This is a genomic window from Acetobacter sp., assembly GCF_022483985.1.
Lineage (GTDB): Bacteria > Pseudomonadota > Alphaproteobacteria > Acetobacterales > Acetobacteraceae > Acetobacter.
On record NZ_JAKVME010000002.1, the window covers coordinates 464,785 to 487,919 of the forward strand.

General features: G+C 59.9%; 24 protein-coding genes. 23 read left to right on the forward strand and 1 reads right to left on the reverse strand.

All coding sequences use genetic code 11. The annotated features are described in order from the left end of the window. Positions 1–102: 102 nt before the first annotated feature. The 19 genes from LKE90_RS13770 (at position 103) to gloA (ending at position 19,935) form a co-directional block, all read left to right on the forward strand. A complete protein-coding gene (locus LKE90_RS13770; RefSeq protein WP_291492052.1) occupies positions 103–2,358 on the forward strand; it encodes a RelA/SpoT family protein in 2,256 nt (751 codons plus the stop codon). Between the two features lie 13 nt (positions 2,359–2,371). Then, the gene (gene acpS / locus LKE90_RS13775; protein ID WP_291491880.1) at positions 2,372–2,779 is read left to right on the forward strand and encodes a holo-ACP synthase; all 408 of its coding nucleotides are present in this window, start codon (positions 2,372–2,374) and stop codon (positions 2,777–2,779) included. Positions 2,780–2,885: 106 nt separating this feature from the next. Next, positions 2,886–3,692, forward strand: a complete 807-nt coding sequence (gene lepB / locus LKE90_RS13780; RefSeq protein WP_291492051.1) for a signal peptidase I — start codon at positions 2,886–2,888, stop codon at positions 3,690–3,692. A 24-nt stretch (positions 3,693–3,716) separates the two neighbouring features. Next, on the forward strand, positions 3,717–4,451 hold the full coding sequence (rnc, locus tag LKE90_RS13785) for a ribonuclease III (RefSeq protein ID WP_291491879.1): 735 nt from the start codon (positions 3,717–3,719) through the stop codon (positions 4,449–4,451). After that, entirely contained in the window at positions 4,448–5,347 is a 900-nt protein-coding gene (gene era, locus LKE90_RS13790) for a GTPase Era (RefSeq protein ID WP_291491877.1), read from the forward strand. The genes rnc and era overlap by 4 nt, the downstream gene beginning before the upstream one ends. A gap of 418 nt (positions 5,348–5,765) precedes the next feature. Continuing rightward, positions 5,766–6,503: a UMP kinase gene (pyrH, locus tag LKE90_RS13795; RefSeq protein ID WP_291491876.1), complete on the forward strand. Its 738-nt coding sequence runs from the start codon at positions 5,766–5,768 to the stop codon at positions 6,501–6,503. Between the two features lie 126 nt (positions 6,504–6,629). Continuing rightward, a complete protein-coding gene (frr, locus tag LKE90_RS13800) occupies positions 6,630–7,151 on the forward strand; it encodes a ribosome recycling factor (RefSeq protein WP_291492050.1) in 522 nt (173 codons plus the stop codon). A gap of 98 nt (positions 7,152–7,249) precedes the next feature. Continuing rightward, complete coding sequence (uppS, locus tag LKE90_RS13805) at positions 7,250–7,924, forward strand: polyprenyl diphosphate synthase (protein ID WP_407066064.1); 675 nt, start codon at positions 7,250–7,252, stop codon at positions 7,922–7,924. A 23-nt stretch (positions 7,925–7,947) separates the two neighbouring features. Then, positions 7,948–8,805, forward strand: a complete 858-nt coding sequence (locus LKE90_RS13810; RefSeq protein ID WP_291492048.1) for a phosphatidate cytidylyltransferase — start codon at positions 7,948–7,950, stop codon at positions 8,803–8,805. 72 nt (positions 8,806–8,877) lie between these two features. After that, positions 8,878–10,035, forward strand: coding sequence for a 1-deoxy-D-xylulose-5-phosphate reductoisomerase (gene dxr / locus LKE90_RS13815; RefSeq protein ID WP_291492047.1), 1,158 nt, complete (start codon positions 8,878–8,880; stop codon positions 10,033–10,035). 48 nt (positions 10,036–10,083) lie between these two features. Beyond that, positions 10,084–11,193 carry an RIP metalloprotease RseP gene (gene rseP, locus LKE90_RS13820; protein ID WP_291491874.1) on the forward strand — a complete coding sequence of 370 codons (1,110 nt, stop codon included), beginning with the start codon at positions 10,084–10,086 and terminating at the stop codon, positions 11,191–11,193. Between the two features lie 264 nt (positions 11,194–11,457). Continuing rightward, positions 11,458–13,890 (forward strand): outer membrane protein assembly factor BamA, encoded by a 2,433-nt coding sequence (bamA, locus tag LKE90_RS13825; protein ID WP_291491873.1) that lies wholly within the window; start codon positions 11,458–11,460, stop codon positions 13,888–13,890. 7 nt (positions 13,891–13,897) lie between these two features. Then, complete coding sequence (locus tag LKE90_RS13830; RefSeq protein ID WP_291492046.1) at positions 13,898–14,791, forward strand: OmpH family outer membrane protein; 894 nt, start codon at positions 13,898–13,900, stop codon at positions 14,789–14,791. A 24-nt stretch (positions 14,792–14,815) separates the two neighbouring features. Beyond that, a complete protein-coding gene (lpxD, locus tag LKE90_RS13835; RefSeq protein ID WP_291491872.1) occupies positions 14,816–15,904 on the forward strand; it encodes a UDP-3-O-(3-hydroxymyristoyl)glucosamine N-acyltransferase in 1,089 nt (362 codons plus the stop codon). 43 nt (positions 15,905–15,947) lie between these two features. Beyond that, positions 15,948–16,433: a 3-hydroxyacyl-ACP dehydratase FabZ gene (gene fabZ, locus LKE90_RS13840; RefSeq protein ID WP_291491871.1), complete on the forward strand. Its 486-nt coding sequence runs from the start codon at positions 15,948–15,950 to the stop codon at positions 16,431–16,433. A gap of 135 nt (positions 16,434–16,568) precedes the next feature. Further along, positions 16,569–17,444, forward strand: a complete 876-nt coding sequence (gene lpxA, locus LKE90_RS13845) for an acyl-ACP--UDP-N-acetylglucosamine O-acyltransferase (RefSeq protein ID WP_291492045.1) — start codon at positions 16,569–16,571, stop codon at positions 17,442–17,444. An 11-nt stretch (positions 17,445–17,455) separates the two neighbouring features. After that, positions 17,456–18,286, forward strand: a complete 831-nt coding sequence (locus LKE90_RS13850; protein ID WP_291491870.1) for an LpxI family protein — start codon at positions 17,456–17,458, stop codon at positions 18,284–18,286. A gap of 173 nt (positions 18,287–18,459) precedes the next feature. Continuing rightward, positions 18,460–19,470, forward strand: coding sequence for an acyltransferase family protein (locus LKE90_RS13855; RefSeq protein ID WP_291491869.1), 1,011 nt, complete (start codon positions 18,460–18,462; stop codon positions 19,468–19,470). Positions 19,471–19,533: 63 nt separating this feature from the next. Further along, the gene (gloA, locus tag LKE90_RS13860; protein ID WP_291491868.1) at positions 19,534–19,935 is read left to right on the forward strand and encodes a lactoylglutathione lyase; all 402 of its coding nucleotides are present in this window, start codon (positions 19,534–19,536) and stop codon (positions 19,933–19,935) included. On the opposite strand, the gene LKE90_RS13865 is transcribed toward gloA, so the two are convergent. Next, on the reverse strand, positions 19,936–20,307 hold the full coding sequence (locus LKE90_RS13865; RefSeq protein ID WP_291491867.1) for a hypothetical protein: 372 nt from the start codon (positions 20,305–20,307) through the stop codon (positions 19,936–19,938). Positions 20,308–20,476: 169 nt separating this feature from the next. Here LKE90_RS13865 and rpmH point away from each other — a divergent pair, with 169 nt between their 5' ends. From rpmH to yidC, 4 genes are all read left to right on the forward strand, one after another. After that, the gene (gene rpmH / locus LKE90_RS13870) at positions 20,477–20,611 is read left to right on the forward strand and encodes a 50S ribosomal protein L34 (protein WP_291491866.1); all 135 of its coding nucleotides are present in this window, start codon (positions 20,477–20,479) and stop codon (positions 20,609–20,611) included. A gap of 49 nt (positions 20,612–20,660) precedes the next feature. Beyond that, positions 20,661–21,005 carry a ribonuclease P protein component gene (rnpA, locus tag LKE90_RS13875; RefSeq protein ID WP_291491865.1) on the forward strand — a complete coding sequence of 115 codons (345 nt, stop codon included), beginning with the start codon at positions 20,661–20,663 and terminating at the stop codon, positions 21,003–21,005. Continuing rightward, entirely contained in the window at positions 21,002–21,274 is a 273-nt protein-coding gene (yidD, locus tag LKE90_RS13880; protein WP_291491864.1) for a membrane protein insertion efficiency factor YidD, read from the forward strand. Before rnpA ends, yidD begins: the two co-directional genes overlap by 4 nt. Before the next feature lie 119 nt (positions 21,275–21,393). Further along, positions 21,394–23,133: a membrane protein insertase YidC gene (yidC, locus tag LKE90_RS13885; RefSeq protein ID WP_291491861.1), complete on the forward strand. Its 1,740-nt coding sequence runs from the start codon at positions 21,394–21,396 to the stop codon at positions 23,131–23,133. Positions 23,134–23,135 lie beyond the last annotated feature (2 nt).

The following is a 23,135-nucleotide window of genomic DNA, read 5'->3' on the forward strand; positions in this document are numbered from 1 at the left end:
CATGGAGATTTTCGTTATCCCCGCGCTCCCTCCTGCTGCTCAGCTATTTGACTGTGGCCTGTCCGGTGGAAAGGCATGAGAGTGGAGCAGGAACAGCATGCCATGCTCTCCCGTGGCAGGAGCGGGGCGCTTCCCGAAAATGATGAAATCGTCGAGGTTTCAGCGGATCGTCTGATCCAGCGTATCCTGCGCTACAATCCGGATGCAGACGTTGCGCTCGTCCAGAAAGCCTTCGAGGTCGCGCGTAACGCGCACGACGGCCAACTGAGGGACGCGGGAGACCCCTACATCACCCATCCGCTCTCCGTTGCGATGATCCTCGCCCGGTTCCGGATGGATGTGCCGTCCATCGCGACAGCCCTTTTGCATGATACGATCGAAGATACCGGCGTCACCGTCGAGACGCTGAGGGAACAGTTTGGTCCCACGATCGCCGAACTCGTCGATGGCGTCACCAAGCTGACCCGTCTGGAACTTCAGTCCGACCGTACCAAGCAGGCCGAGAATTTCCGCAAGCTCGTGCTGGCGATGTCGAAGGACATCCGTGTCCTTATCGTCAAGCTGGCGGACCGTCTGCACAACATGCGGACCCTGCATTTCGTGCAGCGCGAGGACCGCAGACGCCGCATCGCCCGTGAGACGATGGATATCTATGCGCCGCTCGCCGGACGCATCGGTATGGATCGCGTCAAGACCGAGCTTCAGAATCTTGCTTTTGCGCAACTGGAGCCGGAAGCCGACGCCACCATTCGCGCCCGTCTGAATTATCTGCGCGGGCAGGGTGCGGACATCATCGAGGACGTCAAGCGCGAACTGATCCGTCTCTGTCATGAATCGGGTCTTGAGAGTGTCGATGTGAAAGGGCGGGAGAAATCGCCCTATTCGATCTGGGAAAAGATGCAGCGCCGCAATGTGGCGTTCGAGCAGTTGTCCGACATCATGGCCTTCCGTCTCATCGTGGAGTCGCGGGAGGAGTGTTACGCCGCGTTGGGTGCGATTCACGGCGCTTTCCCGATGATCGCCGGACGGTTCAAGGATTACATCTCCACGCCGAAGGCCAACGGCTACCAGAGCCTTCATACCGGCGTGACCCTGCGTCACCCGCGCAACCAGAAAATTGAAGTTCAGATCCGCACCGAGGAGATGAATGACATCGCCGAAAATGGTGTGGCGGCGCACTGGGCCTACAAGCAGCTTCCCACCGGAACGGTATCGGACGACGCCACGCGGCAGATGAAGCGCCCGCGCTGGGTGCAGGATCTTCTTGAAATTCTGGAAGATTCCGCTGCTCCGGATGAGTTTCTCGAAAATACCAAGCTCGAACTCTATCAGGATCAGGTTTTCTGTTTCACGCCGAAAGGCCAGTTGATCCCGCTGCCCGCCGGGGCGACCCCGGTCGATTTCGCCTACGCCGTTCATAGTCAGGTCGGTGATTCGTGCGTCGGCGCGAAGGTGAATGGGCGGCTGGTGCCGCTGCGGTACGAGCTTCAGAACGGCGATCAGGTCGAGATCATGACCGCTCGCGGCGGTGCGCCATCGCCGTCATGGGAGCGGTTTGTCGTCACCGGCAAGGCCCGCGCCCGTATCCGCCGTTATGTCGCGCAGCAGCAGCGTCAGGTCTCGCTGGATTCCGGCAAGGCGGCTCTGGCCAAGGCGTTCCGTCAGGAAGGCGTCGATGGTTCCGAAAAAGTGCTGGAGACGCTGCTCAAGGAACTGAAGCAGGCCTCTGTCGAAGACCTGTATGTCGCGGTCGGCACCAACAGCATCGGCCCGCGCGATGTGGTTCACGCCGCCTACCCGGAACTCCGCCGCACCACCCGTGGCCCCCGTATGGTGCCGGGACTCGTGGCGCGTGCGCCGATGCCCAGACCAAAGACGGGAGGCGCCGGAATGGCGCCGCTGGTCGGGCTCGGGGCGGGGATTGCCGTTCATTTCGCGGGATGCTGCCATCCGCTGCCGGGAGACAGGATTGTCGGCGTCGTGGCCAGCGGCAAGGGCGTCACCATCCATACGGCGGCCTGCCAGACGCTGGAATCCTTTGCCGCCACACCGGAGCGTTTTCTGGATGTGGACTGGGATTACGAGGCGCTCGGGCGGATCGGGAAAGCTGGCAGCGAGCCGTTTGTTGGCCGCGTCACTGTGATCGCCGCGAACGAGCCGACCATGTTGGCGACGATCACCAACGGTGTGTCCAGACAGGATGGCTCGATCGTCAATCTCAAGATCGTGCATCGCCAGCTCGATTTCATGGAAGTGCTGGTTGATGTGGAAGTACGTGACCTGCGGCATCTTTCGGGTGTGATCGGCGGACTCCGTTCCGTGGAGGGGATTTCACAGGTCGAACGGGCGCGGTCGTGAGGGGTTTTTCGGCATGATCATCGGCACCGGCATGGACCTGTGCGATATGCGCAGGATCGAGAAAGCCATCGAACGCTTTGGTCCCCGCTTTCTGGACCGTGTCTTTACGGAAACCGAGCGGGCTCGGGCGGAACGCCGTAGCGGACAGGCCCGGATCGGCGCTTACGCCAAGCGCTGGGCCGCCAAGGAAGCCTGCGCCAAAGCGCTTGGGACAGGCTTTGCCGATGGTGTGTTCCATAGCTGCATCGGCGTGGGAAATCTGCCGTCCGGGCAACCGCTGCTGACACTGACCGGAGGGGCCGCCGTCAGGCTGGCCGCCATGATTCCGGCTGGTATGGAAGGGCGTCTGCACCTGTCGATGACGGATGATACACCGTATGCACTGGCGCAGGTCATGATCGAGGCCCTGCCACGCCTCTGAGCGCTTTTGCTTGACAGGCGCGGGTCGCCTCGGCTTCATCCGCCCGCCCGGTCAGGGTGCGATAGCCTTGCCGCGTGGCGGGGATCAGGCGGAAACAGGGGACGGAATGAAGCCGACGGACGAAAGCGTAACGACGCAGGAGCATGGGACTGCCCGCAGAGGGGAGAGCCTGTTTGACTTCGTGCGCTGGCTTGCGAGTGTCATTCTGCTGGTTCTGGTAGTGCGCACATTCCTCTACGAACCGTTCAACATCCCCTCCGGCTCGATGATCCCGACGCTGCAGGTGGGGGATTATCTGTGGGTTTCCAAATACAGCTACGGCTATTCGAAATACTCCTTCCCGCTTTCTCCCAACCTGTTTCAGGGACGTGTCTGGGGCGCTGAGCCGCATCGCGGCGATGTGGCGGTGTTCCGCTTCACCAAGAACCCGTCCATTGATTACGTGAAGCGGATTGTGGGTCTGCCGGGTGATCACATCCAGATGCGTGACGGGCAGCTCTATCTGAACGGAACGGCCGTCCCCTGTGCTCCTGAAGGCGAATATGCCGAGCAGGATGAGTATCACATGGGACGGGAAGGGCACCTGTGCCGTGAGACGCTGCCCGGAAGCGCCGGACGGCTGCCGATTGAGCACGGCGTCCTGCGTTTTCCGGAGGACGGGCAGCGGAACGACACGCCTGATTACGTTGTGCCCGCCGGTTATTTCTTCGCCATGGGCGACAATCGCGATCACAGCGCGGACAGCCGGTTCATGGGGGATGAGGATCAGGACCTCGGCTTCGTGCCCATGGAGAATCTTGTGGGCCGGGCAGGTATGATCTTCTTCTCGGTGGATATGACGCACCCGATCTGGCAATTCTGGGCCTGGCCGACGGAAATCCGGTGGGCCCGGCTTTTCCATGTCGTGCACTGATCGACAGTGACGAACGGGGATTTTGTGGAACAGACCGTACTCGACAGGTTGCAGCAGCGGATTGGGTATCGCTTCGCCAGCACGAAGCTGCTTGGGGAAGCGTTGACCCATCGTTCCGCGGCACACCAGCGGCGCACGGGGAAACGCTCAGGAAAAAACCAGACCAAGGGCGCGGGCTCGAATGAACGGCTTGAGTTCATCGGTGACCGTGTGCTTGGGCTGCTGATGGCGGAATGGCTGCTGGAACGCTATCCGGATGAGCAGGAAGGGGCGCTCGGTTCGCGTCACGCCCATCTGGTGTCACGCACAGCACTGGCGCAGGTGGCACAGGAACTGGGACTGCCCGAGGCTCTGGATGTCGCCGAGCACGAGGACAAGGCGGGGATACGCGGCACGGCGAACGTGCTGGCGGATGCGCTCGAAGCCATTCTGGGCGCGCTGTATCTGGACGGTGGGCTTGAGCCGCCCCGCAAACTGGTCCGGCAATGGTGGGGAAGCGCCATCATCGCGCAGGCGAGGCCACCGAAAGACCCCAAAACGGCCTTGCAGGAATGGGTGCTGGCCCGTGGGCTGGCTCTGCCCGCCTATGAGGTGATCAGCGCGGACGGGCCGTCACATGCCCCCTGCTTTGTCGTGGAAGTTCACGCCGCCGGTATGGTCGGCGAAGGAGAGGCGGGTAGCAAGCGGGCGGCTGAAAGTGCCGCCGCGGCCAACCTGCTGGAAAGATTTAACACTGCACCGGGAGCAGGACGGACATGACAGAAGAGACACGGTGCGGGTTCGCCGCGCTGGTCGGGGCGCCGAATGCAGGGAAATCGACCCTGCTGAACCGTATGGCGGGCGCGAAGCTGTCGATCGTCAGCCCCAAGGCGCAGACAACGCGTTTCCGGGTGCTCGGTATCCTGATCCGGCATGCAACGCAGATTCTGATTGTTGATACGCCGGGCATCTTCCGCCCGAAGCGCAAGCTCGACCGCGCCATGGTGGCGGCCGCATGGTCAGGGTCCGAAGATGCGGACGTCACGCTGCTGCTGATCGACGCGAAATCCGGACTGGATGAAGCGACGACGGCTGTGGTCGAGCAGTTGGCGAAGGCCGGACGACGTGTCTGGCTGGTGCTGAACAAGACGGATCTGGTGACGCCGCAGTCCCTGCTGCCGTTGACGGCGGCGGTCGCCGAGATGATCCCGGTCGAGCACGTCTTCATGATCAGCGCCCGGACAGGCAATGGCGTGGACGATCTGCTTGACCGTCTGGCGGAGTCCCTGCCTCTCGGACCGTTCCTGTATCCGGAAGACGACATGACCGATCTGCCGGATCGGTTGCTGGCGGCGGAACTGGTGCGTGAGCAGATCTTTCTGCAGACGCATGAGGAAGTGCCGTATGGCGCGACGGTCGAGACGGAAAGTTTCGTCGAACGTCCGGATGGCTCCGTACGGATTGATGTCACGGTCTATGTTGCCCGGGCGAACCACAAGGCGATCCTCATTGGCGAGCGGGGTCGCCGTATCCGGGAAATCGGCCTCAAGGCGCGGCTTCAGCTTGCCGACCTGCTGGACCGCCCCTGTCATCTGTTCCTCAATGTGAAGGAGCGCGCTGGCTGGGATGAGGAGCGGGCGCGCCTGCGGGCCATCGGGCTCGACGATAACGCCTGAGTCGTGCCTTTTTGAAGAACGGCTTGATGAGACAAAGGGGTTGAGGGGGATGGTAGTACTTTCCTCGGCTTTCTTTGCAAAAAGCATAAATGTGCTTCTGTGTAGCGTGGCGTCTCTGTTTGAGACTGCACGCCAGTCTGGTCGGTTGCTCTTCGGGTGTCTGGTGCCCGGACGAATTCTGGACGCAAGAGCTGTTGTGTCGGAGCGTTGTCTGAAGCGCTGAAAATGGGAAGGTGCTGATCCTGCTGGAGGCCCGCGTCAGACGGTTAAACCTGAATTTTATAGGGATATTTACGTCTGTTCTTGTGATACGCGTCATCGGGCGATATGACGTGGCCTCGGGTTCCATGTCCTGTCGTTCGGCAGAGCGATGAGGGACGTGGACATGCCATCCGAATTATCCGCGCATTGAGGTACCATGAACATCACCGCTGAAGGCCCCGCCACGCCGCGTCGTGCGCTCCTGAAAATCTCCGGTGAGGCGTTGATGGGCACCGGCCAGTATGGTGTTGACGCCCAGACGGTCGACCGCATCGCGGCTGACGTCGCCGCAGTCGCACAGAGCGGCGTTCAGGTCTGCCTCGTCGTCGGTGGCGGCAATATTTTCCGCGGCCTGACAGCCGCTGCACGCGGTATGGATCGCGCCCAGGGCGATTACGCCGGGATGCTGGCCACCGTGATCAACGCGCTGATGGTGCAGAATGCTCTGGAACGGGAGGGCATCCCCACCCGGGTCATGTCGGCCATTCACATGTCCTCGATCGCCGAGCCATATATCCGTCGTCGCGCTGTCCGCCATATGGAAAAAGGCCGGGTGGTGATCTTCGCCGCTGGGACGGGCAACCCCTTCTTCACCACGGATACGGCGGCAGCCCTGCGCGCAGCCGAGATGGACTGCGATATCCTGCTCAAGGGAACGCAGGTGGACGGCGTCTATGACTCCGATCCCCGCAAGAATCCGGACGCCAAGCGCTATGAGAGCCTGACATATCTTGAAGTTCTGTCGCGCGATCTCAATGTCATGGACGCGGCGGCCATCAGCCTCGCCCGTGAGAACAGACTGCCGATCATCGTCTTCAATATTCACGAAGCGGGTGCGTTCCAGCGCGTGCTGCGTGGCGAAGGGCCATTTACACGGATTGAAGAAGCCGGTTGATACAGCGCAAAGACGTTCATCAATTATTCATGTTTGAATCGGTGTGTGGATCAGCACCGCCGGTCTGTTGAGGGGAGAGCCGCCGTGGCTGAGCTGGACACGCTTACTGAAGACCTGACACGCCGTATGGAAGGAGCGATGGAAAGTCTTCGTCGTGATTTTGCCGGTCTGCGTTCCGGACGCGCCAACGCGGCTCTGCTGGAGCCGGTGCGTGTCGAGGCTTATGGTGGTGAAGTGCCGCTGACGCAGGTGGCGACGATCGCGGCTCCGGAAGCCCGCATGCTGACGGTTCAGGTCTGGGACCGCTCGCTGGCTGGTCTGGTGGAAAAGGCTATCCGCGATTCAGGTCTGGGTCTCAACCCGGCGGGCGAAGGTCAGACCATCCGCGTGCCGATTCCCCAGTTGACCGAAGAGCGTCGTAACGAACTGGCCAAAGCTGCCGGTCGTTATTCGGAAGGCGCTAAGATCGCCGTTCGCGGTGTCCGTCGTGACGGCATGGACAAGACCAAGGGCTTCGAGAAGAAGGGTGAGATCAGCGAGGACGACGTGAAGACGTGGTCGGACGTGATCCAGAAGCTCACTGACCAGTATGTGAAGAAAATCGACGAGGCGCTTTCCGAAAAAGAGCGCGAGATCAAACAGGTCTGATCCCGCGGATGCCTCTTCCACTGGCAACGGCGACAACGGGTCAGGCTGCGATCGGAGAGTCTTCGGACGGCGCGATCCCCCGGCACGTTGCGATCATCATGGATGGAAACGGACGGTGGGCGGCCTCCCGTGGGCTGCCGCGCATCGCCGGTCATCGCGCGGGAGCCGAGGCGGTGACCCGCTGCCTGAAGGCTGCGCGGACGCATGGGCTGGAATATCTGACGCTCTACGCGTTTTCGTCTGAAAACTGGCGGCGCGGCCCTGATGAAGTGGCGGATCTGAAGGGTCTGCTCCGCTTTTATCTCCGTCACAAGGTGGCGGAACTGCACAGCCAGCAGGTACGCATCCTGTTTGTCGGTGAAGTATACCGTTTCGGCCCTGATCTCTGCGATGAGCTTGAGCGGGCTGAACGGCTGACGGCGCATAATACCGGCCTGACGCTGCTGCTCGCCCTGTCCTATGGAGGGCGCAGCGAAATCGTGCAGGCCGCGAAGGCGCTGGCGAGGGCGGCGCAACGCGGCGAGATCGACCCCGATTCGATTGATGAGGATGTCGTGTCGCGTCATCTGCTGACGGCGGGCATCCCAGATCCGGATGTCATTGTCCGCACGAGCGGTGAGCACCGGCTTTCCAATTTCCTGCTCTGGCAGAGCGCCTATGCCGAACTGGTTTTCCTCGATCAGCTCTGGCCGGATTTCAATGAAACCAGCTTCATGCGGGTGCTGGAGATTTACGCCCGCCGGGACCGTCGCTTCGGTGCGCGCCCGGCGTGAGCAGGCCCGCCCCTCAACCGGCCGTGACCGCCAGAGGCTCGAACTGGCAGGATCTCAGGCCGCGCCTCATATCCGCAGCGGTGCTCATCATCGTGGCCGCGACGGCGATCGGGGCGGGGGGCGTGATCTATGGTGGTCTCATCATTCTGACCATGTGCGGGCTGGCGTCGGAGATGGCCGGACTGTTCGGGCTGTCGACGCGGTCATGGCGTGGCGTGCTGTATCTCGGCTGGGCCTTATGTGCGGGGATCGTGGCCTATAGCGGACGCTGGACGCAGCTTGCCGCCTTCCCCATGAGCGCTTTCATATTCGGCCCGGCCCTGTGGTGCGGCAATGCGATCATTGGCGCGGCGGGCGCTTCGCTGTTGTGGCTGCGCCTCGGTGTCGATACCGGCATATGGTCGGTGGTGTTCGTTATCGCTCTGGTCGTGGCCAGTGATTCCTCGGCCTATCTGGTGGGGCGTCTTGTCGGTGGCCCGAAGCTGGCGCCGTCCATTTCTCCCGGAAAAACGCGTTCAGGCGCTGTGGGTGGTCTCGTCGGCGCCATGCTGATTGGCGTGGTGCTGGCGTGGCTTGCCGGGAAGAATGGTGGTCTGCCGCTGTCTGTAGTGCTGTTCCGGAGCGCGGTGTGGGCTGTGTTGCTGGGTGTGGTGGCGCAGACAGGCGACCTGATCGAGAGCGCCGTGAAACGCCGGCGCGGTGTGAAGGATTCCGGCACGTTGCTGCCGGGCCATGGTGGGCTGCTCGATCGTTTCGATGCGCTGCTGGCGGTCGCGCCGCTAGCAGCGTTGCTGTCTCTGGCGGCGCGGCATGGCGCGGGTTTCTGGACTGTCGGGGCGGACGATATTCTGGTCGCCCTGATGAGAATGATGGGGCGCTGACGGAAGCATGACGGGGCTTCGCTGTGGGGTGCTGTCGTTTTTTCGGGATAAAGCGGGTAGGATGTAACGGTGATGAAGACAGTAACGGTTCTGGGATGCACGGGAAGCATCGGCTGCTCGACGGTCGATCTGTTGCATCAGTCGGGCGACGATGTGGCGGTGCGGGTGCTGGTCGGTGGCCGGAACGCCACCCTGCTGGCCGAGCAGGCGAAAGCGCTGCGTGCGGAACAGGCCGTAATCGCCGATGAGACGCTGCTGCCGGAACTGAAATCCCTGCTTGCCGGAACCGATGTAAAAATCAGTGGCGGTCGTGCGGCTGTAATCGAGGCCGCTGGCGTGCCCGCCGACTGGACCATGGCGGCGATCACGGGAGCCGCCGGTCTGGAGCCGACCCTTGCCGCCGTCAGGAATGGTCGCACCGTGGCGCTGGCCAACAAGGAAGCGCTGGTCTGCGCGGGCGATGTCATGCTGCGCGCCGTCAAGGACGCCGGTGCGACATTGCTGCCCGTCGATTCCGAACATAACGCTGTCTTTCAGGCCATGGCTGACCGACAGGCTGATCAGGTCGAGAAGATCATTCTGACCGCGTCCGGCGGGCCGTTCCGCACGGCGACGCTGGAGCAGATGGAGGCGGCGTCGCCCGCGCAGGCGCTCAAGCATCCGACATGGAGCATGGGGGCGAAAATCAGCATCGATTCCGCCTCCATGTTCAACAAAGGTCTGGAAGTCATCGAAGCCGCCCGGATTTTCGGTCTGACCGAAGACCGCATTGACGTGCTGGTGCATCCGCAGTCGGTTGTGCATGGTATGGTGCAGTACACGGATGGCAGCCTGATCGCCCAGATGGGTTCCGCCGACATGCGTATCCCCATCGCGCATTGCCTTGCCTGGCCGAAGCGCATGGCGACGACCTCGTCCCGTCTCGATCTGGCGGCTTTTGGAACACTGGTTTTCGAGGCGCCGGACCCTGTGCGCTTTCCGGCCCTTCGTCTTGCGCGACAGGCGCTGCGTGAGGGTGGAGCGGCATCCACGATTCTCTCCGCCGCAAACGAAGTGGCTGTTGACGCTTTCCTGAACAACCGTATCGGCTTTCTCGATATTCCCCGGATTGTCGAGGCGGTCATGACGGCTCTGGGCGCTCCGGCGATCAATGATCTGGACGCTGTCCTGCACTGGGATGCGCAGGCGCGACGTGCCGCGGAAGAGCGTGTCCTGAAGCGGGCTGCCTGAGCCGCCATGAATCCCACACCACGCTGCGTGTGCAAAGGAGTATGACCCATGCATGACCTGATCCGGACGATCCTCGCATTCTGCGTCGTCCTTGGCGTTCTGGTCTTCATCCATGAACTCGGTCATTACCTCGCCGCACGCTGGCGCGGGGTGAAGGTCGAGACGTTCTCCATCGGCTTCGGGCCGCCGCTGGTCCGCTGGACGGACAAGGCCGGGACCGAGTGGCGTGTCGGACCGATCCCGTTGGGCGGGTTCGTTAAACCGCATGGTTTCGAAGGCCCCGATGAAGCGACGGACGAGCAGAAGGCGGCTTGGGAGACGGGGCGGACCTTCCATGACAAGCCGGTCCTGTCGCGGGCCATCATCATTCTCGCCGGGCCGGTCTTCAATTTCGTGCTGGCGTTTGTGCTGTTCGTGCTGCTGTTCGCAACCTGCGGCCAGCCCATTCCCCGCAATGAAGTCGCCGATGTAAAGGCCGGGAGCGCCGCCGCGACCGCCGGTCTGAAGGTTGGCGACAAGATTCTCGGGCTGGGTGATCTGGGCAGTTCTGACGTCGCCGCGATCCAGAAGCAGGTCGCTTCCGAGCCGGGGCAGCAGACGACCATTCATATCAGGCGCGGCGCTGAGGATATGATCCTGCCGGTGACGCTGGGAGAAGTGGCGGGAACTTCGGCGAAGGCGAAGCCCATCGGCCAGTTGGGTATCGAGTTCGCCTCGACGCCCGGCGAACCACAGTCCTTCCCGACGGCGGTCGTCAGCGGGGCGAAAGCGACCTGGATGACGACCGTTCAGACGCTGGACGGGCTGGTCCAGATCATCACTGGTCAGCACACGGCCCGGGATCTCGGTGGACCGTTGCGGATCGCGCAGATGTCCGGACAGGTGGCGCAGTATGGCTTTGCCAGCCTGCTCTCCTTCATGGCGCTGCTTTCGGTCAATCTGGGGCTGATCAACCTGTTCCCGGTGCCGATTCTGGATGGAGGCCGTCTGGTGTTCTATCTGGTGGAAGCGATTCGGGGCCGGCCCGTGCCGAAAAAGATACAGGAACTGGGGTTTCAGGCGGGCTTCGCGCTGCTGGCGGGACTGTTCCTGTTTTCCACCTTCAACGATCTTTCGCGCTTCGGTCTTTTCAGGTGGCTGTCCTCGCTGGCGGGGTGAGGTGGCTCCACGGGACGGCCTGCCGGGACAGCCGTCGGGACGCTTTCGGTGTCTCGCCAGCGGGGTTTGTTAAAAAAACCTTTTGCATAATGCGGAAAACCGGCTTCTCCGGCTTGCGGGATGACCAGAAGTTCGGATAGTCCCATGATGGACGCAAAGCTGCGTCCCAGGGGAGGAAACCGCGCCGGTCGCGCCGGTTCCTGTTTCCCTGAAAGTGACAGTTCGGAAAGGCTGCCTTGATGGTGACAATTCAGGACGGAAAGGGTGCTGGTGTTGAAGAGTAAACGTTCGGCTCTGCTTGCATCGGTGTGCCTGCTGCCCGCCCTGTTTTCCCAGAAGGCTTCCGCCCAGTTCATGCCGGTGCATCAGCATTCGGCGGCGCCGCGGCAGACTGTCGGCGATGATGTGGTCTCCCGCAATCAACGTATCGAGGAGATCGAGGTCCGCGGTAATGACCGTATCGAGACCAGCACGGTCCTGTCCTACATGGTCGCGCGTCCGGGCGACACCTTCAATCAGGACGATCTCGACCGTTCGCTGAAGACGCTCTACGCGACAGGTCTGTTCAAGGATGTGACGCTGCATCGCTCCGGTAGCGTCCTTCAGGTGCAGGTGGTCGAAAATCCGATCGTCAACCGGATCGTCTTTGAAGGCAATCATGCGGCGAAGGATGAAGATCTTCGCAAGGTGATCGGCCTGCGTCCCCGTGCGGTTTTCACGGCTGAGTCGGCAACGTCCGATCGGCAGAAGATTCTTGAGGTCTACGCCCAGAAAGCCCGTTATGGCGCTGATGTAACGCCCCAGTTGATCAAGCTGGCCCATAACCGTGTTGATGTGGTCTTTCAGGTGAACGAAGGCCCCCAGACACTGATCAAGCGCATTGCGTTTGTCGGCAACAGGCATTTCAGCGAAGCGCAGCTCGCCAGTGTGGTCTCCTCCAAGGAAACGGCCTGGTACCGCTTTTTCTCTTCCGCCGACCAGTATAACCCGGAGCGGTTGCGGTATGATGCGGAACTGCTGCGTCGCTACTACCTCGCGAACGGGTTCGTCGATTTCCAGATGGTCAATGCGACCGGTGAAATGTCGCCTGACCGCAAATCCTTCTTCGTGACCTTCACGATCAAGGAAGGTCCGCGCTACCGTCTTGGCAAGATCGATATCCGTTCCAGCCTCAGGCATATGCCAGCCCTGAAGCTGCGTAAGTATGTCGAGGTCTACCCGAACCAGTGGTACGACGGAAACGCGGTCCAGCAGAATGTGACCAACATGGAGGAGACCCTTCAGAGCGAAGGCTATCCGTTCGCGATGGTCCGTCCCGAGATCGCCCGCAACCCGGAAAAGCAAATCGTCAATCTTCTGTTTGACGTGAGCGAAGGGCCGCGGATGTATGTCGAGCGGCTGGATATCAACGGCAATACCGTGACGCGTGACAATGTCATCCGTCGTCAGATGCCGATGTCGGAAGGCGACCCGTACACGCCGGTCCTGAAGAAATACGCCAAGCAGTCCCTTGAGGATCTGGGCTACTTCAAGACGGTCACGATCAGTCAGGGACAGGGTTCCGCGCCGGACAAGGTCAATGTCTCGACCGGTGTCGTGGAAAAGCCGACGGGTGAATTCTCTCTCGGTGGCGGTTACTCGACCGACGTGGGTGTGATCGGTAATATCGGCCTGAAGCAGCACAATCTGCTCGGCACTGGTGTTGACGCCGGTATTTCCGGCACGATGGCCTACTACCAGCGTCAGGTTGATGCCTCGATTACGGATCCCTACTTCCTGAACCGCAACCTCGTTGTTGGTGCGGACCTGTTCTACATCAACAACCATTACCAGACATATCAGAACTATTCTGAAAGCCGTTACGGCATCACCCTGCGTATGGGCTACGCCTATACCAACCATCTGTCGCAGTCCTTCAACTACTCGCTGATGGAACGTGGCGTTTCAGGTGTCTGGGACCATTCCTCTCAGTACATTCTTGATAATCAGGGCCATTCTCTGCTTTCACAGCTTGGCACCACGATCCAGTATGACACCCGTGACCGTCGTATGCTGCCGCACAAGGGCTTCATCCTGCGTCTGGGTGGCGATGTGGCCGGTCTTGGCGGCAATGCCCGCTATCTGCGTGGCAAGTTCGACGCCGCCTACTATCTGCCGCTTGATGACCTCATGAACAATCATGACTGGACTATCGAGTTCAAGGCAGGCACCGGCTTCATGACCGACTGGGGACATAGCAAGGACTGGATCATCGACAATTTCTATCTCGGTGGTAACAATCTGCGCGGCTTCTGGGATGGTGGCGTTGGACCCCGTGCCATTGGTCAGGATACGCCGCCGGGTGCGAACCGCGCTGGCGAGGATATGCTGGGTGGTCGCTTCATCTATACAGGGTCGATGACGGTTCATTTCCCGATCCCCTATGCGTCTTCCATGGGGCTTCGTGGCCGCGCCTTTGTTGATACCGGCAGTCTGGCGGGTCTGCGTGTTCGTCGTCGCCTGACCAACCCGGAGAAGGATGGCTCCTTTTATCAGGGCGTAAGTGGCGACAGCCTGACGCCCCGCATCAGTGCCGGCGCTGGTTTTTCCTGGAAAAGTCCGTTCGGTCTGTTGAATATCGATTGCGGCGTGCCGATCCGTCGCAGCCACAATGACCGTACGCAGCTTCTGCGCTTTGGCTTCGGCCAGCAATTCTGAGGTGATGATGATTCGTTTCTCACGGGCCGCTGTTCTGGCCTCTTCGATGCTGCTTGTCGCCGGTGGAATGGTCTCCGGCGATGCATTCGCCCAGACGGCTGGTGGCGGTGGATGGTTCGTGCCGAAGGCGGCGCACCCTGTAGCTCCTCCTCCGGCTCATGTGCCGTCCCACGCCAGCCGCCCGATGCCGCAGCCTGCTGAAGATGACGGCAGCGGTGACGAAGCGGACAATTCATCCCGTCCGCCGCCGGTTCTGCCGCAGCCAGCCATTCCTCCGGCTCCGGGACTGCCGAAAGCCGCGCCTCCGCCGACATCCGTTATCGGCATGATCAGCGTTGCAGACGTCATGCGCCAGTCTCTGGCCGGGCAGCAGGTCGAGCGTGAACTGGGCGGTCGTCGTGACGAACTGGCGCGTGACGCACAGCACGCGCAGGCTGGCTGGCGTGAAGAGCAGCAGAAGCTGCAAAGCAACGCCAAGAGCATGACGGCTGATCAGATCCAGTCGCAGGAGCGTGCTCTACAGTCGAAAGTCATGCGGGCGCAGCGTCAGTTCCGTGACCGTAACCGCGTCATTCAGGAAGCCGCTCAGGTGGCTCTGGGACAGATCGAGCGCGAGCTTGTGCAGGTGATCCAGCAGGTTGCGGGCAGCCACGGGATGAATCTTGTCCTGCATAGCGAGCAGGTCGCCCTGCATGTGGACGGTCAGGACATCACCAACGAGGTCGCCAAGCAACTGAACGTGGTTCTGCCGACCGTCTATATCCCGGCTGCAAACGAAGATCCGGAAGTTCTGGCCAAATCCGGTAAGATGCCGACGACGGCTTCACCTCCGCCTGGTCCGGCGCCAACGGTCAGTCAGGCGGCATCACCCGCACCCGCTCAGGCTCCGGCGCAGAAGTGACCGGACAGAGGGTGGTCTGACATCATGGTGCGTTCTCCTGACACTGTGCTGGGTGATCAAGGGACGGCGGGCGTGGCCAACGCCCGCTTCTTCACCCGCAGTGGTCCTTTTTCAGGTGAGGAACTGGCCGAGGCGGCAGAGGGGGAGTTTATTCCTCCTCGCGAAGGCGCCGAGGCGGGACGACGCTATGTCGGGATTGGCCCTCTTCAGTCAGCAGGTGCCACCGAAGTCAGCTTTCTCGATAACCGGCGCTATGCGCCGCTGCTTGACGCAACTGCCGCTGGCCTGATCATTGTGGCGCCTGCTTTTGCGAAGCGTGTGCCTCCGACCAGCGCGGCAATTGTTTCTTCCAGTCCTTATCTTGCCTGGTCACGCGTTGCACGGATGTTCCATCCGGCGCCTCCGGCGAAACCGGGTCGTCATGCGAGCGCCGTCATCGGAGAAGGAGCGATCGTTCCCGCTTCCTGTGAAATCGGACCTTTCGTGGTCATCGGAAACGGCGTGGAAATCGGAGAGGCAACCATTATCGGTCCTCATACTGTGATTGGCGATGGGGTAACCATCGGCAGGGATTGCCGGATCGGGGCTCAGGTCGTGGTGTCGCACGCCACGCTTGGCGACAGGGTCACTCTGTTTCCGGGAGTCCGTATCGGGCAGGATGGGTTCGGTTTTGCGGTCGGTCCCGCAGGTTTTGAAAGTGTGCCGCAGCTTGGACGCGTCGTGCTTGAGCATGATGTGGAGATCGGGGCGAATTCGACAATTGATCGCGGTTCGGTGCAGGACACGGTGATCGGCGCCGGTTCCCGGCTCGACAATCTTGTTCAGATTGGCCACAACACCCGTCTGGGCAAGTGCTGCATCGTGGTGTCGCAGGCCGGTATCTCCGGCTCGACCGAACTGGGTGATTTTGTCACGGTCGCAGCGCAGGCTGGTCTGATCGGACATATCAGGATCGGCACGAAAGCCCGTATCGGCGCGCAATGTGGCGTCATGTCGGATGTTGAGGCTGGCGCGGATGTCATCGGCAGTCCGGCGATGCCGTTCCGGGAGTTTTTCCGGAATGTGGCGACGTTGAGAAAACTGTCAAAGAAACCCGGCGCCGGGGACGAATGACAGAAATTGGCGCAGCAAGCGCATTGGGAATGGTTTGAGAGACGTGGATCAGAAACCTGAAACGCAGGCTCCCGTACAGGAGCCGACCCATATTGAAGCCGTGGACATCATGCGGATCATGGAAGCGATTCCTCATCGCTATCCGTTCCTGCTGATTGACCGCATGGTTGATGTCGAACTGGGTGCATCGGCTGTCGGCGTGAAGAATGTTTCCGTCAACGAGCCTTTTTTTCAGGGACATTTCCCGGCGCGCCCGGTCATGCCGGGTGTGCTGATTGTCGAGGCTATGGCCCAGACTGCGGCGACTCTCGTGGTGCTGACGCTGGGGAAGGCATTCGAGGGTAAGCTGGTTTATTTCATGACCATCGAGAATGCGAAATTCCGCCGTCCGGTTGGTCCGGGTGATCAGTTGCGTATTCATGTCGTGAAAGAGCGCCAGCGGGCGAATGTCTGGAAATTCAAGGGTGTGGCGCGTGTGGACGGCGTGTCGGTCGCCGAGGCCACCTTCAGCGCCATGATTATGGAATAGGAGCGCGCCGATACGGGATGTCTGACTTCCGTTTGGAGGCAGATGTTCCTGATTGTGATTCTGCCGGTCCACGAATTGCCGTAATTGACGTGGATACGGGAAACGGCGGCAATGGAGGCAGCTCTGGCTGAAGCGATGAAAATTAAGGAAGCAGGCCTCTCCCGGGGGCTGGAGTCGTTTCCCGAAGGCATCCATCCCACGGCGATCATCGCTCCGGAAGCAAAGCTGGGCAAGGGCGTGCGGATTGGTCCGTGGTGTTCGATCGGTCCGGATGTCGAGGTCGGAGACGGCGTGGAGATGGTGGCCAATGTCGTGGTGGACGGCCATACACGCCTCGGTGAACACTCGCGTTACTATCCGTTTACGACAGTCGGGCTGGCGCCTCAGGACCTGAAATATAACGGAGAGCCGACGCGCTGCGAGATCGGCGCCCGTACGGTTGTGCGTGAACACGTCACGATCCACCGGGGCACCGCCACGGGAAGCGGCCTGACCCGCGTGGGTTCTGACTGCCTGATCATGGCCAACGCCCATGTGGCTCATGACTGCACGCTTGGCGACCGTGTGATCATTGTCAACAATGTGGTTATGGGCGGGCATGTCTTCATCGCGGATGATGCCCGCGTGATGGGTTCGGCGGCGATTCACCAGTTTGTCCGGATCGGTCGTGCGGCGCTGGTCGGCGGCGTTGCGGGCGTTGAAGCGGATGTCATTCCCTATGGCAGCGTGCTGGGAAACCGGGCGCGTCTGGTCGGACTGCACTGGATATGGTTACGCCGTAATGGCGTGATGCTGGAAGAACGCCATCGGATGCGTCAGGCGTTCCGGCTGCTGTATCCGCGGGACGGTCAGGGCGATGTTTTTGCAGCCAGGCTTGAGCAGGTCAGGGCGCAGTTCTCGGATGATCCTCGTATTGCTGAGATTCTGGCGTTTATCGACGCCCCCTCCCGTCGTGGGCTTGTGCGTATTGCAACGAGTGATTTTTCCACAAGCGAAACGGAAGCCGGTTAAGGCGACGGGCGGTGAGTGGCTCTGACGCATCGCGACGTTGCGTTGGCATTCTTGCCGGAGGTGGTCCGTTGCCGGGGCAGGTGGCCGCCGCCGCTGCCGCTCAGGGTCGGGATGTTTTCATTGTCGCCTTTCAGGATTTCGCTGAACCTGCCGTCGTTGAACCTTGGCCACATGCCTATGTGCGCCTCGCGGCAGCGGGTGTAATCCTTTCCGAGCTTCGCAGGCATGACTGTCGCGACATCGTTCTGATCGGCCCCGTCCGGCGACCGTCCTTTCGCGATCTTCGTCCTGATGCGGATGGAGCGCGTATTCTCGCCCGACTCGGCCGGGCGCTCTTCTCCGGTGATGACGGGTTGCTGGGAGCGCTTGTCAGAATTCTTGGAGAGGAAGGCTTCACTGTCCGTGGGGCGCATGAGTTCCTGTCGCAGTCATTGGGATCTGGTGGCGCTCTCGGCCGTCATGAGCCTGATGATATGGCCCGCGCCGATATTGAACGCGGCGTTGAAGTGGTCCGGGAATTGGGCAGGCTGGATATCGGGCAGGGATGTGTCGTTCAGAATGGCGTGGTGCTGGCTGTCGAAGCCATGGAAGGTACCGACGCCATGTTGAAGCGCGCAGGTCAGTGTCGCCAGCCCGGTGAGGGCGGGGTTCTGATAAAACTCTGCAAACCTGGGCAGGAGCGTCGGGCTGATATGCCGACGATCGGTCCGAAAACGATTGAAGAAGCGGCGCAGGCGCGGCTTGTCGGGGTGGCCTTCGAGGCTGGCGCGACCCTGCTGACGAACCCGGAAGCCTGTGTTGCAGCGGCGGATGAGGCGGGTTTGTTTCTGTTTGGTGTTTGAATTCGGTAATCCGATTATCTGGTGATACTGTTTGTTCCCGTTTTAAATTATGGTATATATAAAGAATAAATATATTTATTGAGTATTTTTTTTGTTATAATGTAGCGCAATACATAATATACGTTGAAATTTTTATTGAAGGTCAGGTGGTCTTGTCCCAGAATTCATCTAAAATGATTTCAAGCCCTGTCGGTCGCGATGTATCTGTCGATATCATCCGTGGAATCGCCATCATTCTGGTGGTCTTGGGACATGCAAATCGAGGTCAGATAGAAGCGAGGGGTATTGTGCCCACGAGTTTACAGTTTCTCGACTTCGTTATCTATGCAGTGCATATGCCTGTATTTTTTCTGCTTTCAGGGTATTTCACGTTTATTTCATTGAATAAAAGAAAAGAATTAAAATTTTCACAGAGTAGATTTAAAAATATAGTGTGGCCATATGTCGTGTGGTCATTTATTTATTGTATTGTTGGGCATTTAATGTCGTCGTTGACTCATGTGAACCATATGGTGACTTGGTATCAACTTCTGACGATCGGTTGGAAGCCAATCAGTGTGCTCTGGTTTCTTTATGCGCTGTTTTTCATGCAGATGGGTGCTGTTCTGTTGTGGCGTCGTCCAACCATCGCTCTGGCGCTCAGTCTCACGGCTGATTTTGCCGTGTTTCTTGTTCCCTCCGGTATATTGCCCGGGATCGTGATGGATGGTGTTGTTCAGGCACCATTTTTTTACATAGGACTTCTGCTGGCTGAGAGAGGTTTGCCTGCCCTGCTGCCACCCATCAGAAAACCGGGTGCATGGGCCGCAGGATTTCTGGTGGCTTATGTCCTGCTCGCCTATGCGATGTTCGAGGCGCAGGCGGGGCGACCCGTCCAGTTCATCATGTTGCCTGTGGCTCTGTCTGGACTGCTGGGTCTGGCATGTCTCAGTCGTGCGCTTATGCTGATGCCTTCCCTGCCTTTTATTGCATCCGGATTGGCGCGATTGGGGCAGGCGTCGCTCGCTATTTATCTGTTGCACATTCTCGTGCTGGCACTGGTGCCACGGATGCTGCATCAGATGCATGTCAACTCGGTTCCCCTCGCATTGATTTGCGGCACCCTGTTTGGTGTGGCAGGTTCTTATATTCTCTATCTTGGACTGGAAAAATTCCGGATAGCCCGTTTCCTTGTCCTGCGATGAAATGGTCACGTCCGGCATCGGGCGGTCTGGAGAAGAAGACTTTTACCGGCAGGAGCACCGAGCATGGGCACTTATCTGCACACCATGATCCGCACGAAAAATCTTGAGGCCAGTCTGGCGTTCTACAGACTGCTGGGGATGCATGAACTCCGCAGGCGGGACGTGCCTGAAGGGAAATACACTCTGGCGTTCATCGGTTTCGCAAGCAACGCGGAAGGTCAGGCCGAAGTGGAACTGACCTATAACTGGGGTGAGGATGCGGGCTATGATGTCGGCACCGGCTTCGGTCATCTCGCCATTGGCGTTCCTGATGTGGCTGCGGCTGTTGAAACCGTCCGGGCCGGCGGCGGCAAAGTCACGCGTGAAGCGGGACCAGTGAAGTTCGGTACATCAGTGATTGCCTTCGTGGAAGATCCGGATGGCTACAAGATTGAGCTCATCCAGAAGACCGAACTGGCTCAATAGTCAGGTTTTCGTTGTTCTCAGACGTTCTGTCATACGATCAAGAGCGGTAAGAATCTGTCCGGCTCTGGTGCGGGTGGCTTCATCCGTGCTGAGGGAAAGCTGATCGGCAGCCAACATGGCGGGAGAGATCATCCCCCTCAGATCGTGGCGAAGCTGGTGAGAGATTTCCGGCGCCGTCTGAGTGGTTTTTTCACTGGCTGATGCGCTGGCGGCAGGCGGTGAGGACAGGCAGAGCAAGGCGCCTGTTGCGATCAAAGCCCCTGCGAAGCTCAGGAGAATCCGCGCGGCGAGTGGCAAGGGCACGAACAGGGGAACGAGACCACAGGCGAGCACCAGCAGAAAAACGGAAAGGGCGGGAAGGGAGCGGGGCAATTCTGACTCCTGACGGGAAACCGGTCAGAGTCGGACCGTAAGCACCCGCTGTATCATGTTGACGTTACAGCCTCACATGACTATAAGCCCGCGATCCAGACAAGGCACGGAATGACTCCGGTGTTGTCTTTTACGAAATCGAGTCTGAGAATTTTAAGGGAGTGCCGCCGTGAAGCGCACGTATCAACCTTCCAAGCTGGTCCGTAAGCGCCGCCACGGTTTCCGTGCACGCAGCGAGACAGTCGGCGGACGCCGCGTTCTGGCCAACCGTCGCTCCAAGGGCCGCAAGCGCCTTTCAGCCTGAGGCTTCTGGCTCAGGTCATCTCTGACGGATCAGCGCTGAGGATATGCTGATGCAGCAGCGCTCGATCCGTCTGAAGAAGCGGCCCCAATTTCTGGCTGTCGCGGCAAAAGCCCGCAAAGCGCCAATGCCGGGCCTCGTTCTTCAGGCACTTCGTCGGGATGACGACGAAGTTGCCCGCGTCGGTTTTACCGTCACCAAAAAAGTCGGCAACTCGGTTGTCCGCAATCGCGCCCGCAGACGTCTGAAGGAAGCTTTGCTCGTCGTGGAGCGTGAAACTCCTCTCAGCGGTGTCGATCTTGTTCTGATCGGCCGTGACGGCACCGGGCGTCGGGCTTTTCCTGATCTTGTTGAAGATCTCCGCAAGGCTCTCCGGAAAACAGACGCTCTTTCATGATATCCGGCGGGAAAGGGCTGCTTTCCAGCGCGATTATTGCCTGTATGCGCTTCTGGCAGATTGCCATGAGGCCCGTTATGGGGCTGAACTGCCGTTTCCATCCTTCCTGTAGCTGTTACGGTGTAGAGGCCGTGCGGATGCACGGCCCATTCAGGGGGCTTTGGCTCACTTTCAGACGGATTGTGCGCTGCAATCCGTGGACCGCTGGAGGGTATGATCCGGTTCCTCCTCCAGCGCAGGCCCGGGATTCGGTCAAAATCCGAACATAGTTTGCCTGAGCATCTGGCAATCGGGCGCAATTCCGCTATGAGATACCGCTGATTGTGTCGGGCGCCACGCTGGTTGTCCGGAGATGTTTTCACGAAGTGAGAGAGGCCAGCCGGTCGGTATGGATATCAGACGTGTAATATTGGCGACCGTTCTGTCGGCGCTGGTACTGATCGGTTTTGACTATTTCATGCCGGAGGAACACAAAACCTCATCGGCGATACAGGGCAAAACCACTGCCGTAACGGCGCCTCCCACAGAGAGCGATCAGCCGAAAGTAACGGATCGCGACGAAGCGCCGTCACGTCTGCCGATTGATGCCGTGGATGTGGTGGGGTCCGTCAATCTCCGGGGCGCACGCCTCGATGATCTGGTTCTTCGCGGCTACCATGAGACTGTCAGACCTGACAGCCCGCTCGTTCGTGTGCTGGAAGCGCGGAACGAGAAAGAACCGACCTATGTCGAGTTTGGCTGGTATGGTTCTCCGGGGCAGACCCTCAAGCTTCCTGACTCCCACACATTGTGGACGACGGCCGCACCCAAGCTTGGCTCCGAAGCGCCTGTTGTCCTGACATGGGATAACGGCGCAGGCGTCACGTTTGAAATCGATCTTGCCGTGGATCGTGACTACATGTTCACGGTCACCCAGAAGGTCCGGAATACGACAGGTTCACCGGTGTCACTGGTCCCGTTCTCCCGCGTGGTCCGTGGATACACACCGGTCGAAACGGGCGGCATGCTGGTGCATGAAGGCCCGATCTCGGTCATCGATGGTCGTCTGGGCGAAGAATCCTACAAGTCGCTGCGTGAAGGCTCGACCGCACCAAACTTCGTCTCATGGTCGAAGGCTGGCACGGGCGGATGGGCTGGTATCACCGATAAATACTGGCTGGCGGCCGTTGTGCCGGACCAGAAGGAAGAAGTTTCTGGCACCTATGGCTTTGATACGCCTGCTGGCGCGTATCAGGTCGGGTTCACGGGACGGGGGCCTCTGGTGGCGGCGCCGAACGCCGAAGTCCAGACGACGTCCCACGTCTTCGCGGGAGCCAAGGAGGTCCGTCTTCTTGAGCGCTACCAGCATGAGATGAATATTCCGGATTTCTGGAAAGCGGTGGATTTCGGCTGGTTCGCTTTCCTGACCCGCCCGGTCTTCTTCGTTCTGGACTGGCTCTATCAGTTCTTTGGTAACTTCGGCCTCGCGCTCCTGACCTTCACCCTGATCGTCAAGGCTGTGTTCTTCCCGCTGGCGTCCAAGGGCTTCCGTTCAGCCGCCGCGATGCGTGATATCGCGCCGCGTATGAAAGAACTGCGGGAGCGCTACAAGGACGATCCGGTTCAGATGAACCAGAAGGTCATGCAGCTCTACAAGAGCGAAGGCGTGAACCCGGCCAGCGGCTGTCTCCCTCTGCTGATTCAGGCTCCGGTCTTCTGGTGTCTCTACAAGGTGCTCTACGTCACCATCGAGATGCGTCATGCGCCGTTCGTTGGCTGGATTCATGACCTCTCGGCACCAGACCCGACCAACATCTTCAACCTGTTCGGTCTGCTGCCCTTTGATCCGACGCTGGTTTCATCCTGGCTGCTTCTCGGTGCATGGCCGATCCTTTATGGCATCACCATCTGGCTGATGCAAAAGATCAACCCTGCAACAGTTGATCCGGCTCAGAAGCCTGTCTTCATCATGATGCCGTTTATCTTCACCTTCTTCATGGCGCGGCAGCCGGTGGGGCTTGTGATCTATTATTGCTGGAACAACCTGCTGACGATGGCGCAGCAGTACACGATCATGAAGGTTCACGCCCGGAAGAAGAACCAGCCGGAGATCATTCCGCCTGCCAAGCCACGCGGCAGGAAAGGCTGAAA

Bases quoted from the DNA above. Each gene is read 5' to 3' on its own strand.
- LKE90_RS13770 (WP_291492052.1), top strand. From the start codon at position 103: ATGCTCTCCCGTGGCAGGAGCGGGGCGCTTCCCGAAAATGATGAAATC.
- LKE90_RS13855 (WP_291491869.1), top strand. From the start codon at position 18,460: ATGATTTCAAGCCCTGTCGGTCGCGATGTATCTGTCGATATCATCCGT.
- gloA (WP_291491868.1), top strand. From the start codon at position 19,534: ATGGGCACTTATCTGCACACCATGATCCGCACGAAAAATCTTGAGGCC.
- lpxD (WP_291491872.1), top strand. From the start codon at position 14,816: ATGGTGCGTTCTCCTGACACTGTGCTGGGTGATCAAGGGACGGCGGGC.
- pyrH (WP_291491876.1), top strand. From the start codon at position 5,766: ATGAACATCACCGCTGAAGGCCCCGCCACGCCGCGTCGTGCGCTCCTG.
- era (WP_291491877.1), top strand. From the start codon at position 4,448: ATGACAGAAGAGACACGGTGCGGGTTCGCCGCGCTGGTCGGGGCGCCG.
- yidD (WP_291491864.1), top strand. From the start codon at position 21,002: ATGATATCCGGCGGGAAAGGGCTGCTTTCCAGCGCGATTATTGCCTGT.
- uppS (WP_407066064.1), top strand. From the start codon at position 7,250: ATGGATGGAAACGGACGGTGGGCGGCCTCCCGTGGGCTGCCGCGCATC.
- lepB (WP_291492051.1), top strand. From the start codon at position 2,886: ATGAAGCCGACGGACGAAAGCGTAACGACGCAGGAGCATGGGACTGCC.
- rseP (WP_291491874.1), top strand. From the start codon at position 10,084: ATGCATGACCTGATCCGGACGATCCTCGCATTCTGCGTCGTCCTTGGC.
- frr (WP_291492050.1), top strand. From the start codon at position 6,630: ATGGAAGGAGCGATGGAAAGTCTTCGTCGTGATTTTGCCGGTCTGCGT.
- acpS (WP_291491880.1), top strand. From the start codon at position 2,372: ATGATCATCGGCACCGGCATGGACCTGTGCGATATGCGCAGGATCGAG.
- lpxA (WP_291492045.1), top strand. From the start codon at position 16,569: ATGAAAATTAAGGAAGCAGGCCTCTCCCGGGGGCTGGAGTCGTTTCCC.
- dxr (WP_291492047.1), top strand. From the start codon at position 8,878: ATGAAGACAGTAACGGTTCTGGGATGCACGGGAAGCATCGGCTGCTCG.
- yidC (WP_291491861.1), top strand. From the start codon at position 21,394: ATGGATATCAGACGTGTAATATTGGCGACCGTTCTGTCGGCGCTGGTA.
- LKE90_RS13830 (WP_291492046.1), top strand. From the start codon at position 13,898: ATGATTCGTTTCTCACGGGCCGCTGTTCTGGCCTCTTCGATGCTGCTT.
- rnpA (WP_291491865.1), top strand. From the start codon at position 20,661: ATGCAGCAGCGCTCGATCCGTCTGAAGAAGCGGCCCCAATTTCTGGCT.